This window comes from Streptomyces sp. NPDC101151 (assembly GCF_044768335.1).
GTDB lineage: Bacteria > Actinomycetota > Actinomycetes > Streptomycetales > Streptomycetaceae > Streptomyces.
In genome coordinates, this window is the sequence record NZ_JBIWPP010000043.1 from 1 (window position 1) to 13,929 (window position 13,929).

Consider the following 13,929-nt stretch of genomic DNA (forward strand, 5'->3'; position numbering starts at 1 on the left):
TCATCCGTCTCCGGCTTGACCTGTCCAGGGCGCGGCATCCAGGCACCTCCTGGACGCCACGCTATCAGCCGCGACCCTTAAGTCACTGGTATTGTGTCTAACCTTGCGCTTCCATGATGCGGGTTGTCCGGCAGGCGGCCAGGAAAGCAGAAAGTTCCTCCGACGCTTGACGTGCTCCCTGGCCTAAACTCCAGGGATTCCGGCCTGGGTCGGGTGATCATTCCGGGGGATTCCAAGGACGTTTCCGCCCGCCGGATACGGCAGGAGTTCACCGGCCGGATCAACCACGCCATCATGCACGGACACCTGTGGTCGCCCTCGTAAAACCGAAGCTTTTGAATTCGACGTCAGTGAACTCCATGCCCAGGCCGTGGGTATGGCGGATGTCGGGTGCAACGTGCCTTCCTCCCGGCCTGAAGTCCGCAGATGAGGGGCTTCGCTCCGCTCGGAAGGCGCGTTCTCGCAGAAACTTTGGCGTTCTCCTCCGCCGGACCGGGGATCCTCAGGCTACGGGCAGCCCAATCTGGCTACGCTCAGCATGCCGTCCGCTTGCCCGTCCCAACGAAGGGCCGGGAGTCGCGTTTGCGTCGTAGTCGTCCAAACCTTCTGGCCGTGGGTAGGGGACGGGTAAACGGCAGTCAGTTGGAAAGACCAGTAGGCGAGCCTGGGTTGGTATATGAGATATCCCTTCGTGCCGGGATCCACGGGCAATCTGTAGGTCGTGGTTACAGTTGAGGCCGTGCCGGTAGTCACAGTGTGCGACTGCTGATAGGTCTGACTAACGGTTATTCCCAGGAGATCGCCGAACTGGAGGCCCCCGTTGATCTGTTCTTGCGTTCCGTTCACGTCTGTTACGGAACTGGAGTTGGTGAAGCTAAGAGACTGTGTGATATAGGAGGGATTCACTCCGGTGCAGTTGTTCAGGACACCACTTGCCGTGACTGCTGGCCCATACCCGAAGGTCGGGTATGTTGAAAGAGGCTTCAGTGAACACGTTGGGTATTCTACCTGGTTATATCCGTGCGGGTCCGTCCCATTAGTGGAAGTGATCGATGCCCCGGCCGAGTGGTTGCAGTCCCATACGATATTCGGCACCCACGGGACCACGGCGGGGCTGCCGGTCGAAGTTGTCGTGCTCTGGTCTGCCTGGGCGGCATAGGCGGAGGTGTTGCCGCCCAGGCAGACCAGCTCTGGGACACTTGGCGGGGCAGTCCCGCCACCGTCCCGTGGGCGCCGAATTTCGTATGGGACTGCAACCACTCGGCCGGGCCCTCCGTCGAGGACACGCTCAATACGGATCCACACGGGTATGCTCACACAATTTACCCCTACTGCACAGGCTCGTATTCATCCCTGCCTACCATCGGATACGGGCCATGGCAGAAAATGAGTGATACCGTAAACAACTGCGGCTCTGCATTCTCCGCCTCCATCAATACGACTTTCACTAACACGTACTCCAGTGAGGTGTCAGACACCACCGGAACGGAGCAGCATGTCGTTTTGGGCTTCCAGCTCGCGAGCATGCTCAAGACGGGTGTTGATTTGGCCCGCCAGCAGTCGCACACTATAACCACCGGCCAGGTCACCAGTTACAGCACGGGCTACGACTTGTCTGTAAATCCCAAATCGAAGGGATATGTTGAATTCCGGCCCAAGCTCGCCTACTGGCACATCAATTTGAGTGCCTATTATCCGTATCCCTACAAGACCCACGGGAGTGCGGTTTGGTCGACGAATGGGATGCCCGTGCAGTTCCCGGTCCTCACTGCGAGCGGCGTAGCGGATGGCGAGTGGAAGATAGGCTACGAGACCTGCCCCTAGCATTCCGGGCAGTTCACCATCACCGCTGGTCAGGGATCTGTTTTCGCGTGTATCCACAGTAGCTGACGTGCAGTCAGACGGCTGCGGTTCGTGGCCAGCGGTCGGTCGGCTCACGCTTCCTGCAGACCACGAGCTCTTCAGCTCGGCCATCGATCGGGTGACGACGGTTGAGGCAGAACGGGCGAGGCCCCGGGGGTGTTGAGACAGATGTCTGACGTCTGAAGTCCCTGCGCCGACACCCAGGCTGGGCCCGAGCCCGCGGTGGGCCGGATGCTGGGCAAGCGTGAGGGGAGGGCCGGGCATCCCGGCCCTCCTACTCGATGCGGGAGGGTGGAGCCATTAGCCAGTGCCGTCGGCCGATCGCGTTGCAGGACGGCGGCGCCCATCAGCGGGTGGGCGAGGCGGCGCAGATAGTCCTCGTGTGCCGCACGGTGACAAGACGCTCGAACGCGAGCCACGCTGCCTCGGCGATATGCACTTTCCCCGCTGGAGGCCGTGCGCGGTGTGGCAGGCTCCCTATATGACGATCAAGGATGAGCTGGAGACCGTGCCTGGTGGCTACTCGCGGATCGATCCGTGGGTGATATCGCAGGACTCCGACGCGGAGATCGAGTTTCTGAGCCGGGCGTTCGGGGCCAGGGAGCGCGGCGCTCGTATTCTCAACGAGGATGGGACGATCGCTCACGCAGAGGTGGAAGTAGCGGGCGCGGTGGTGATGTTGTTCGACCGTCAGGCCGGTTGGCCGAGCCTGCCGTCGCATCTGAGGATCTATGTCGAGGACGCCCAGGAGACGGTCGAGAAGGCCGTCGCCTGCGGGGCCCGGCTGGTGACGCGGCCGACCGCGTTGGCCTTCGGCGAAATAGCCGCACGGGTCCGCGATCCCCAAGGCCACCTGTGGTGGATCTTCCAGCGCCTCGAAGAGATCTCCCCCGAGGAGATGGGCAGGCGCTTCGCCGAATCTTCCTACCAAGAAGCCATGGCCTACGTGCAGGAGTCTCTCGCGGAGGAACTGGCAAGCGGCAACCGGTAGTCGGACCGGGCGTCGGCCCGGGAACACCAGGCCCACCAACGGCATCCCCGAGGGGGCTACTCCCCCGGCACCGCGTCGCCGGCGGGCGCGTTGCCACGGCCGTAGTGGTGCGTGGTGAACATGTACAAGAGGCCGACGGCCACCACGACGCCGCCGCACAACAGGACGATCCAGTTGCTGTACCACGGGTCCTGCGGGTTGCGGGCCCAGGAGATGTTGACGATGGCGAAGATGCCGTAGGCCAGCGCCGCGGCGTTCACCACGAGGCCCCAGCGGCCCAGGGTGAACTCTCCTTGCGGACTCCATCCCTTGAGCCGGGCGCGCAGCGCGGCCAGCACCACCATCTGGAACGAGCCGTAGATGCCGAGGATGGCGAACGAGACGATCTTGGTCAGGGCGTCCGCCGAGACCAGCGAGCCGAAGGCGATGACCATCGGCACGAGCGCGGCCAGCAGCAGCGCGAAGCCGGGCACCGCGCGGGCGTGGGAGAACTGGCGGAGCAGCCGGTGCCCGACGATCATCTCATCGCGGGCGTAGGAGTAGATGAGCCTGCCGGCGGCGGCCTGGAGGCTGATGGTGCAGGACAGGAAGGAGATCAGCACCACGGCCATCACCAGTCGTGCCCCGGCCTCGCCCATCGCGTCGTACAGCACATGCACCACAGGGTCGGTGTCCCTGCCGTCGATGACCGCGCGGTAGTCCGTGACCGACAGCAGCAGCGACAAGCAGGTGAAGGTGGCCGCGGCGCCGCCGATGTAGATGGTGCGGCGCATCGCGCGCGGAATGACGCGACCTGGGTGGGCGACCTCCTCGGCGGTGTCGCCGCAGGCCTCGAAGCCGTAGTACTGATAGAAGCCGATGATGGCGGCCGCCAGGAACACCGGTACGTAGGAGCCGTTCCCGGCGGTGCCGTAGGTGTCGAAGATGACGCCGATGCCGTGGACGCGGTGGGTGGACAGCAGGTAGACGCCTACGACGAGCGCGCCGATCAGTTCACCGGCGAAGCCGATGACGGCGGCCGCCGAAAGTGCTTTGGTGCCCAGGTAGTTGATGATGACGGCGACGACGATGAGGACCACGGTGCACAGCACGGTGGTGTGCACCGTGGGGCGGAAGCCGAAGAGGATCGCGATGTAGGGGCCGGCGCCGTACGCGACGGAGGTGATGGTGACGAGCAGGGCCCACATGTACACCCAGCCGGTCATCCAGGCCCAGCGTTTGCCCCACAGCCGCCGGGCCCAGGGGTAGACGCCTCCGGCGATGGGGTACTGGGCGACGATCTCGCCGAACACCAGCGACACGAGGAACTGGCCGCAGCCGGCCAGCAGGAATGCCCAGATCATCGGCGGTCCGCCGGTGGCGAGGGCCGTGCCGAAGAGGGTGTAGGTGCTCACCACCGGGGAGAGGTAGGTGAAGCCGAGGGCGAAGTTCGCCCAGGGACCCATGTCCTTGCGGAACTCCGAGCCCGGCGCCTGCCCCTCGGGAGTGCCGGCTGCGGGTGCGGGAGGCTGTGGACCGCTCACCGTTCGGCCTCCTGGTCGGCTGCCGCTGGGCGTCCGGTGAGGAGATCGACGGCGCGTTCGGCGGTGAGCAGCACGGTCACCATGGGGTTGATGGTGGGCATCGTCGGGAACACCGACGCGTCGATGATCCGCACGCCGTCCACGCCGCGCAGTCTCAACTCGGGATCGCAGACGGCCATCGGGTCGTTCCGGGCCCCCATGCGACAGGTGCCCGCCGGGTGGTACACCGTGTGGGCCACGCGGCGCCCGTACTCCGACAGGTCGGCGTCGGAGGTGACGGCCGGGCCGGGAGCGACTTCGCGGGTGAGCCAGCCACGCAGCGGGTCGGTGGCGGCGACCTCGCGGGCGACCTTCAGGCCGTCCACGATGGTGCGCTCGTCATAGCCCTGCGGGTCGGTGAAATACCTGAAGTCCAGGGCGGGGTGTTCGACGGGATCGGCGCTACGCAGCCACATGCGGCCGGAGGAACGGGCCCGCGGCACGTTCGGCGTCATGCACACCCCGTGCTCGGGAACGGGGTAGCCCAGACGTACGGTGTTGACCGTGAACGGCACCTGGTAGAAGTGGAACATCAGGTCCGGGCGTGGCTGGCCGGTGTCGCGGCGCAGGAACAGGCCGGCGTCGGAGTCCATGGCGGAATTGGGCGGCAACGGGCCGGCGGTCTCCCAGACGATCACGGACTCCGGGTGGTCCAGCAGGTTCTCGCCCACACCGGGGAGGTCGGCTCGGACCTCGATGCCCAGGCCGCGCAGGTCGTCGGCCGGCCCGATGCCGGAGAGCATCAGCAGGCGCGGGGTGTCGATGGCGCCCGCGCACAGCAGGAGTTCACGTTCGGCGCGCAAGGTGGCGGGTTGGCCGTCGGTGCCGCGAACGGCGACGCGGGTGAGCCGGCCCGAGTCGTCGGGCAGCAATTGGTGGGCCCAGGTTTCCAGACGGAGGGTGAGGTTGGGCCGGTCCAGGACGGAGTGCAGGTAGGCGACGGACGCGGAGGAGCGCAGATTGCCCTCGGGCTTGTATGCCAGCGAGAAGAAGCCGGTGCCGTCGACGAAGGGTTCGGTATTGAAGTCGTCGATGACGGGCACGCCGAGGGCTCGGGCGGCGGCGGTGACGAAGTCCTTGGCGATGGGATTGCGGTCGGCCTCGGCCACCGGGACGATCTCGGTGCGCAGCCGGGCGCGGTACGCAAGGATGGTCGCCGGGTCCCAGCCGGTGCACCCGCGGGCCACCCAGTCCTCCAGGTCCTGCGGCAGCGGCAGGAAGCTGATCAGCGTGTTGTGCGAGGAACAGCCGCCGAGCACGCGGGCGCGCGAGTGCAGGATGTGGGAGTTGCCGCGCGGCTGTTCGACGGTGGTGTAGCCGTAGTCGAACTGCGAGCCGAGCAGGTTGATCCAGTTGCGCAGGCGCAGGATGCGGTTGTCTCCGACGTCGCTGGGACCGCCCTCGACAACGCAGACACGGCAGTCCGGGTCCTCGCTCAGGCGGGCGGCGAGCACGCAGCCGGCGGTGCCGCCGCCGACGATGACGTAGTCGTAGGCGGACTCGGTGCCGTGTGGGGTGCTGGGGGCCATGGGGTGCCTTCCTGAGGGGCCCGTCCTGTCTTGGTCGGGCGGTGTCCTGCGTCTGGTCAGCCCTTGAACCAGCCGGAAGGGGCGGGGGCGAGGTTCTGGTAGATGTGTTTGGCCTCCTGGTACTCACGCAGCCCGGTGGGACCCAGCTCGCGTCCGACGCCGGAGCGGCCGAAGCCGCCCCACTCGGCCTGCGGCACATAGGGGGTGGAAGTCGTTGATCCACACCGTGCCGAGCCGCAGTCGCTGAGCGATCCGCTGGGCTCGGCTCGCGTCCGAGGTCCACACGCCGCCGGCCAGGCCGTAGCGGGTGTCGTTGGCCAGTTCCAGCGCCTCGTCCTCGGTGTGGAATCGCTCGACAGTGACGACCGGTCCGAAGATCTCCTCCTGGACGATGCGCAGGGACCGGTCGCAGTCGGCGAATACGGTCGGCAGCAGGAAGAAGCCGCGGCTCAGTGCGGGATCGTCGGGCCGGGCGCCGCCGGTGACGAGCCGGGCGCCCTCCTCCTCGCCGAGGGCGATGTACCGTTCGACCTTCTCACGGTGCTCGGCGGAGCTGAGCGGGCCGCTCTCGGTGCCCTCCGCCATGCCGTTGCCGAGCCGGATCCCCCGGGCGCGGCGGGCAAGGGCGTCCACGAAGCGGTCATGCAGGCAGTCCTGGACCAGCAGTCGCGAACCGGCCGAGCAGACCTGCCCGGAGTGCAGGAAGGCGGCGTCCAGGGCGTAGTCGACGGCGGCGGCGAAATCGGCGTCCGCGAAGACGATGTTGGGGTTCTTGCCGCCGAGCGCGAGGGCGATGTTCTTCGGCCCCTGGGCGGCTCCGGCCATGATGGTGCGGCCGGTGGCCAGACCGCCGGTGAAGGACACCAGGTCGACCTCGGGGTGGTGGGTCAGAGCCGCGCCGACGGTCGCCCCGGAGCCGAGCACCAGGTTGGCGACGCCGGGTGGCGCGCCGGCCTGCTCGATGAGCCGGAGCAGGATGATCGTGGTGAGCGGTGTGGTCTCGCTCGGCTTGAGAACGAAGGTGCTGCCGGCAACCAGCGCCGGGGCCACCTTCCAGGAGGCCTGCAGAAGCGGATAGTTCCAGGGGGCGATGAGCGCGCACACCCCGACCGGCTGGCAGACGACACGGCTGAGGACGTCCCGGCCGACGTCCACGATCCGGCCGCCGTCCTTGCCGGCAAGTTCGGCGAAGTAGCGGAAGGCGTTCGCCACGTCCTCCACGTCGATGCGGACCTCGGTCAGCGTCTTGCCGGTGTCGAGGGTCTCGGTGCGGGCGATGTCCTCCTTGTCGCGCAGCAGCAGGTCGTGGACGCGCAGGAGGAGGTCGGCGCGGCGGCGGGTCGGGGCGCTCGCCCACTCCTCCTCGTCGAAGGCGCGCCGGGCGGCACGCACCGCGCGGTCCACGTCCGTGTCCTCGGCCTCGTCAACGGTCGTGATGACGGAGGCGTCATAGGGGTTGACCACCTCCCGCCGTCCGCCGGCCACCGCCTGCGTCCACTCGCCGTCGATGTACAGGTCACCCACCGCGGGTCTCCTCCGGGTTCGGCCGGTGCCGATCGGCATGACGGCAGCAACATGACCCATCGGGCGGGCGGCGGCGACGCGGCACACCGCCTCGATCGCGGCCGGCTGGTCCAGTGGACCCGGGCGGGCTAACGGCCCGTCCACCCGGTACGGGGACGGCGAGGTGCGGTGACGGCCGGTGGTGTCGGCTCCCGCCGGCCCGGGCGGAAGCGGACGTGGGCTTCCTTGACGGCCGGCCGGTCACCGCCTCCTGCCCCGGCGCGCCGCGCCACCGGGGACACGGCAGCATCGGCCGGCTGGTCCGTCAATGTCCAACTGCCGGTCGCCAGCGTGCAGTTGATGTCCACGGACAAGGCCGGCGCTCCTGCGTTCCCTGAAGTGGGGCAGGCGTTCACGCCACAGCATGCGCCGGGCGGCTCCGTCGCCGTCCGCCTGCCTGATCACAGGAGTGCGTCGAGGGTGATCGGCAGCTCGCGCAGACGCTTTCCGGTGGCGTGGTGAACGGCGTTGGCGATCGCGGGCGCGATGCCGACCAGGCCGACCTCGCCGACGCCCTTGGTGCCGGTGGCGGTGCCGCGGTCGGGCTCGCCGACGAAGATCACCTCCAGTTCCGGGACATCGGCGTTGACCGCAACGAGGTAGTCGGCGAACGTGCCGTTGGCGATGCGCCCGGTGCGCGGGTCGGTCGCCGTGTCCTCGAACAGGGCCAGGCCGATGCCGCCGACCGTACCGCCGATGATCTGGCTTCTCGCCGTCTTCTCGTTGAGGATGCGGCCACCGTCGATCGCGGAGACCACCCGCGCGACCCGGATGAGACCGAGGTCCGCGTCGACCCGGACCTCCACGAACTTGGCGCCGTACGCGCCGGCGAGGGACATGCCCAGCTCGCTCGCCACCGGCGGGGTGCTGTTCCCGTTCGCCGTGAGCTCGGAAAGCCCGTGTCGGGCGAGGATGTCGGCGTACGGCTCCCCGCGTTCCGGACGGCCTGCGGGGTGGACCCTCCCGCGGGTGCACTCCACGTCGTCCGGGGAGACACCCAGCAGGGGCGAGTCAGCGTCGCCGCAGGCGAGTTCGGCGAATGAGCGCACGAGCTGTCGGCAGGCGTCGTGCACGGCGTTCCCCAGCGCGCCGGTCAGGCCGGAACCGCCCGCCATCATCGAGTTGGGCATGTCGGAGTCGCCCAGGTCGAAGCGGACCAGGTCGAGGGGCAGCCCCAGTTCGTCGGCGGCCAGCTGCGCCATCACGGTGTAGGTGCCGGTACCGATGTCGGTCGCCGCGCTGCGCACCAGCGCGCTGCCGTCGCTGTTGACGGTGGCCTGCGCCGCGCACGGCTGGGCGAACCAGGGGAACATCGCGCTCGCCATGCCGTAGCCGACGAGCCAGTTGCCGTCGCGCATGGAGCGCGGCTCGGGGTTCCGGTCGGCCCAGCCGAAGCGGCGCGCGCCGGCCTCGTAGCACTCCAGGAGCGCCTTGCCGGACCAGGGCAGCCCGTTGCGCGGGTCGACATCGGTGTGATTGCGCAGCCTCAGCTCCAGAGGGTCCATGCGCAGGGTGCAGGCCAGCTCGTCGAGCGCCGACTCCAGCGCGAAGTTGCCCTGTGCCTCGGCCGGGGCCCGCATGGAGGTCGGAACAGGGATGTTGAGCCGGGCCTGCCGGTCCCGCGTGGTCACGTTGGGGCATCGGTAGGCGAAGGCGGTTCCCGACGCGAACGGCTCGAAGTCGGTTTCCTCCATGCTCAGGGAAATGAGGCTGCGGTGGTCGAGGGCGACCAGCGCGCCGTCGCGGGTGGCGCCGACGCTCAGCCATTGCACCCCGCTGGGACGGTGCCCGACGGAGGTGAACATCTGCGGCCGGGTCAGCACCAGCTTGACCGGTCGCTTGAGCATGCGGGCGGCCATGGCCGTGAGGATCACGTGCGGCCACGCTCGCAGCCCGGCACCGAAGCCGCCGCCGACGTAGGGCACCAGGACCCGCACCGCACTCTCGGGGATGCCGAAGACGATGGCGAGGGTGGTGCGCACCATCGACGGCCACTGGCTTGTGTCGTGCACGGTGAGGGTGTCGCCCTCCCATGCGGCCAGGGTGGCGAACAGCCCGAGGGGGTTGTTGGTGTTGTCGGCCGTGGAGTAGGTGGCGTGGAGGGTCACTTCGGCGGACTCCAGCGCGGCGGTGCTGTCGCCGCGTGAGGTGTCCATGTCCCAGGGGTCGACGACCTGCTCGGCCCGCGGGTCCTGGAGGTCGAGCAGCGGCTCCGTGGCCTCGTAGTCGGCCCTCACCAGGTGCGCAGCGGCGGTGGCCTGCTCCGGGGTCTCGGCGACCACGAAGGCGATGTGCTGTCCGTGGTGGATGATCCGGTCGTTGCGCAGGGGTGCGGGCGGCGACGCCCCGAGCGCCGTCATCGGCCCCCTCCTGACCTTCGGGGCGTTCTCGTGGGTGAGGACGGTGATCACACCGGGGGCCGCTTCGGCGGTCTCGGTGTGCATGCGCACGATCCGGCCCGCGGCGATGGTGCTCTGCACCAGGGCGCCGTAGGCCTGGCCGGGGACGCTGAAGTCCATGGGGTACGGGGCGGTGCCGGTGACCTTGCGTGGGCCGTCGACCCGGTTGATGCCCGCTCCGACCAGTGGTCTGCTTTCGACGGTGCTCATGCGGTCACTCCGGAAACGATCTGCAGCTCGCGCACCAGAGTGCGCCGGGCGAGCGGCACCTTGAACGCCGTCCCGGGGACGGTCCAGGCGTCGTGCATGGTCGCCTCGGCAGCGTCCAGGAACGTGGCCATCGCGGCGGGCGCGCCGGTCAGCACATGCTCCGCCTCGTAGGCCCGCCACGGTTTCGTCCCCACGCCGCCCAGACCGACGCGGGCCTGATGGATCGTGCCGCCGTCCACGACCAGGAGTACCGCGGCCGAGGTGAGGGCGAACTCGTACGACGTCCGGTCGCGGACCTTGAGGTATCCCGACCGCGCGGTGTGCGGCGGCAGCGGGATCTCGACCTCGGTGATCAGCTCCGCGTGCTCCAGGACGTTCTCGCGCTGGGGGCTCTCGTCGGCCGTCAGGTAGAACTCCGTGAGCGGGACGCTGCGGGACTCCGAGGGCCCCTGGATGTGCACGGACGCGTCGAGTGCCACCAGGGCGACGGCGAGGTCGGAGGCGTGCAGCGCGATGCACCGCTCGCTCGCACCGAGCACGGCGTGCATGCGCGCCGCGCCCTTCACCGCGGCACAGCCGGACCCCGGTGCGCGCTTGTTGCACTCGAGGACCGTGGGGTCACGGAAGTAGCGGCACCGGGTGCGCTGCAGCAGGTTGCCACCGATGGTGGCCATGTTCCGCAGCTGCACCGACGCGCTGAGCAGGAGGGCCTCGCGCACCATGGGCAGCCGCTCGGCCACCGTGGCGTCCGCGGCCAGTTCCTCCATGGTGACCAGGGCACCTACGTGGAGGACCTCGCCACGCCGTTCCATACCGTGCAGCGGGAGCCGGGTGATGTCGACCAGCCGTGGCGGCTCCAGGACCCCGTCCTTCATCAGGTCCAGCTGTGTCGTGCCGCCGGCCAGGCAGGACGCCGCCGGGTCGTCCGCCAGCAACCGCACCGCCTCGCGTGTGTCGGTGGCCCGGACGTAGTCAAAGGCGCGCATCGTGACCTCCTTGGGAGGCCGCCTCACGTATCGCCGCCACGATGTTGGGATAGGCACCGCAGCGGCACAGGTTGCCGCTCATGAACTCCCGGATCTCCTCGTCGGACCCGGCCCGCCCCTCGGCCATGAGCGCCACCGCGGACATGATCTGCCCGGGCGTACAGAAGCCGCACTGGAAACCGTCGTGTTCCATGAACGCCTGCTGCACCGGGTGGGGCCCGTCCGCGCCGGAGACGCCCTCGATGGTGGTGATCGCCCGGCCCTCGGCCTGAGCCGCCAGCGTCAGGCAGGCCAGCACTCGCTTGCCGTCCAGGTGGACTGTGCACGCGCCGCAGGCGCCCTGGTCACAGCCCTTCTTCGTGCCCACCAGCCCCAGCCGGTCGCGCAGGGCGTCCAGCAGAGTCACCCGGGTGTCCAGACGCAGGGTGTGTGACTTCCCGTTCACTGTGAGTGTCACGACCCGCTCGGTGATCGCAGGACGGTCGTCCACGTCCCGCCGGCTCGCCACGTCGCCCATACGCGTCCTCCTCCGGAGGGGTCGTATACGGCTCAAGTCCCACTACGGCTCAAGTCCCACCTGGGGGCCGGTCCGGTGAGCCGGTTCGACCTTCGGGTGCGAAATATACGTGCTTGCCACCTTATAAGCCGAATGGGTATTTCCGCATGCGGTCCGGCCGCGGAGACCGCGTTGTGGCGACGGAGGTGGTCGAGCGCCTGGGAAGCACTGCGAGGAAGGCGTCGGCGAGCATCCGCTCCGTCCGCCCTGTCCACACTGTCCGCCCATCGTCGGCGAGGCGGTCTTCGACGCGTGCGTCTTGCCGCTGTCGACGCCCCTGGCCTTGCCCGTGCAACCACGAACCTTGTCCTCGGCGAGCAAGCCGATATCGATCGCTGCATACGCCCCACCGCCCGCGACCGTGCATGCCCTCTCCGCGCTCGCACCACCACGCCCGGCTGCGTGTGCCGAAGCAGCGGCAGGGTACCTGGACTGTGGCGACGCGCGTTAGGGTCGAGGGCAGTGCTTGGGCAATAGGCACATCACGCCGGCCGAGTGTGCTCGCGTGGAACGAACCCTTGCTCCCCGGCAAAAGGCGGTTGTAGTGAGCCAGGAATCAGGCACTCGTGCGCTCTCCGCCCGTGAGACGGCTGCTGAGCCGGATGACATGCAGCAGCTACGGCAGCAGAACGTCGACCTGCGCAACCGCATGCTTGCCCACGGGCCCGTCTCCACTGCGCAGGGCATCCTCATGGAGCGCTACCGGCTGCGGACCGTGCGCCAGGGATTCGAGCTGCTGCGGCGCAGCTCCCAGCAGCACAACATCAAACTGCACACCCTCGTGGATGCGGTCATCCGCATTCCCGGCCCTGGCCGCGAGGCAGCCGTCTGGTTCCCCGGCCGCGCCCGCACCAGCCCTCCCCCGCTCCCCGGGCTTCGACTGGCCGACGGCAACGGCCACAGCGCGGCCCAGGGTACGGTCCTCGGCAGCGCCCTGAGCCGGGTACTGGACATCACCGGCACCAGCATGGGCAACGTCCAGCTCGCCGAGAGCAACCTGCTGCGGCTCACCAGACACTGCGGCCTGGACCGCCAGTTCACCGACCACTTCGCCTTCGTCGACGGCCCCGGCACCTCCTGCGGCCAGGCAGCCGAAGCGCGGCAACAGGTCACGGTCCATGATGTGGCCACCGCCGACGTCTTCGACGCACAGTCGCGGTACGTAATCCTCCACGCCGGCAGTCGCGCCTGCCACAGTCTCCCCGTAGTGGACGAACAGAACGCTCTGCTGGGGGTGATTTCGTCCCACCATCCCCGCCCGCTCGCCGGTTTCACCCGCGCCCAGCTCGACGCCTTGCAGACCACCGCTGCCACCGTCGGCCGCTGGCTGTCCTGGCACCGGCGCACCATCGTCTTCGATGCCCTTGAGCATCTCCACACCACCGCACGCCAGGCGGCGTGACCCCGCCATCCGGCCTCCGTCCGTCGAGGCATGCGTGCCGCCCCCGGCTCGCGTCGGCGTCCCGGGGTCGCGCCCGGAGTTCGCCCGGCTCTCGGGCCGTCCCCGCAACCACCGGACCTGCGACCTCTGCACCCACGCGTACGGGAACACGGCCGGGCGGTGGCCCCTCGGGGTTCCCGCCCGGCCCTGTTCCACCGCTTCTCCCCGGGTCAGCGGTCCGTGTCCGAGGCCGCGTCCCGGTCGGCCGCGGCGGCCGCCGACTCGGCCGCGTCCACCTTCTGCTGCATGTGCGAGTAGCCCGACGACGGCGTGGGCGCGGGCGCCTTCGGCGACGCCCCGTCGCGACCGGAACAGCCGACGGCCAGGACAGCCAGGGAGGCCAGCAGAACCGCCGGCACCGCGGCGGACCGTACGCGCATCAACTCGCTGCCTTGCCGCCGTCGTTGTTCTTGCACCACGTCCTGACCTCGGCGAGGTCCTCCTGTCGCTGCTTGAGGGTCGGCACCATCGCCTTGCGAGTCTTCAACCGGTCCTGGAGAAACGTGGCGATCTCGGTGTGGCCCGCCTTCTTGGCATTGTCCACACGGCGCTCCAGCCGGGCCACCGAACCACGGGTGCCCGCCCCGGCGTCCAGCCGCTTCAGCGCCCGGTCGATCCGCCGGTCGATCTTCGGCACCCGCTTGCACAGAGCCTTGGCCCCGTCGCCGGCCGGTCCCGCCGCGGGGGAACTGTCGGCCGCGGCCGCGCCCGTACCGCCTGCCAGCAGCGCGGCCGTGGCGAGCCCAGCCAGCAGGGTGCGCCGCCTTCGCCGGATGTCCATCACATGCCTCCGTTCCCGGACGGACCGCGCGTCCGCCCGTCCCGCGGC

At 69.0% G+C, this 13,929-nt stretch carries 10 protein-coding genes and 1 pseudogene; 3 read left to right on the forward strand and 8 right to left on the reverse strand.

Features of this window, described 5'->3' with window-relative positions:
* Window positions 1-1,467: 1,467 nt before the first annotated feature.
* Both ACIRU3_RS40855 and ACIRU3_RS40860 read left to right on the forward strand, forming a co-directional pair.
* Entirely contained in the window at window positions 1,468-1,824 is a 357-nt protein-coding gene (locus tag ACIRU3_RS40855; RefSeq protein WP_404068057.1) for a hypothetical protein, read from the forward strand.
* 520 nt (window positions 1,825-2,344) lie between these two features.
* A complete protein-coding gene (locus tag ACIRU3_RS40860; protein ID WP_404068059.1) occupies window positions 2,345-2,854 on the forward strand; it encodes a VOC family protein in 510 nt (169 codons plus the stop codon).
* A gap of 56 nt (window positions 2,855-2,910) precedes the next feature.
* On the opposite strand, the gene ACIRU3_RS40865 is transcribed toward ACIRU3_RS40860, so the two are convergent.
* The 6 genes and pseudogenes from ACIRU3_RS40865 to ACIRU3_RS40890 form a co-directional block, all read right to left on the reverse strand.
* Window positions 2,911-4,377, reverse strand: a complete 1,467-nt coding sequence (locus ACIRU3_RS40865; protein ID WP_404068062.1) for an APC family permease — start codon at window positions 4,375-4,377, stop codon at window positions 2,911-2,913.
* On the reverse strand, window positions 4,374-5,945 hold the full coding sequence (locus ACIRU3_RS40870; RefSeq protein WP_404068065.1) for a GMC family oxidoreductase: 1,572 nt from the start codon (window positions 5,943-5,945) through the stop codon (window positions 4,374-4,376). The genes ACIRU3_RS40865 and ACIRU3_RS40870 overlap by 4 nt, the downstream gene beginning before the upstream one ends.
* 56 nt (window positions 5,946-6,001) lie before the next feature.
* A pseudogene (locus ACIRU3_RS40875) lies at window positions 6,002-7,469 on the reverse strand (aldehyde dehydrogenase family protein).
* A gap of 440 nt (window positions 7,470-7,909) precedes the next feature.
* Complete coding sequence (locus tag ACIRU3_RS40880) at window positions 7,910-10,117, reverse strand: xanthine dehydrogenase family protein molybdopterin-binding subunit (RefSeq protein ID WP_404068067.1); 2,208 nt, start codon at window positions 10,115-10,117, stop codon at window positions 7,910-7,912.
* Window positions 10,114-11,103 carry an FAD binding domain-containing protein gene (locus ACIRU3_RS40885; protein WP_404068070.1) on the reverse strand — a complete coding sequence of 330 codons (990 nt, stop codon included), beginning with the start codon at window positions 11,101-11,103 and terminating at the stop codon, window positions 10,114-10,116. The genes ACIRU3_RS40880 and ACIRU3_RS40885 overlap by 4 nt, the downstream gene beginning before the upstream one ends.
* Entirely contained in the window at window positions 11,090-11,620 is a 531-nt protein-coding gene (locus ACIRU3_RS40890; protein WP_404068072.1) for a (2Fe-2S)-binding protein, read from the reverse strand. The genes ACIRU3_RS40885 and ACIRU3_RS40890 overlap by 14 nt, the downstream gene beginning before the upstream one ends.
* 583 nt (window positions 11,621-12,203) lie before the next feature.
* On the opposite strand from ACIRU3_RS40890, the gene ACIRU3_RS40895 reads away from it, so the two are divergent.
* Window positions 12,204-13,061 (forward strand): GAF and ANTAR domain-containing protein, encoded by an 858-nt coding sequence (locus ACIRU3_RS40895; RefSeq protein WP_404068074.1) that lies wholly within the window; start codon window positions 12,204-12,206, stop codon window positions 13,059-13,061.
* A gap of 209 nt (window positions 13,062-13,270) precedes the next feature.
* On the opposite strand, the gene ACIRU3_RS40900 is transcribed toward ACIRU3_RS40895, so the two are convergent.
* Both ACIRU3_RS40900 and ACIRU3_RS40905 read right to left on the reverse strand, forming a co-directional pair.
* Window positions 13,271-13,480 carry a hypothetical protein gene (locus ACIRU3_RS40900; protein WP_404068076.1) on the reverse strand — a complete coding sequence of 70 codons (210 nt, stop codon included), beginning with the start codon at window positions 13,478-13,480 and terminating at the stop codon, window positions 13,271-13,273.
* Entirely contained in the window at window positions 13,480-13,881 is a 402-nt protein-coding gene (locus ACIRU3_RS40905; protein ID WP_404068079.1) for a hypothetical protein, read from the reverse strand. The genes ACIRU3_RS40900 and ACIRU3_RS40905 overlap by 1 nt, the downstream gene beginning before the upstream one ends.
* Between the last annotated feature and the right edge of the window lie 48 nt (window positions 13,882-13,929).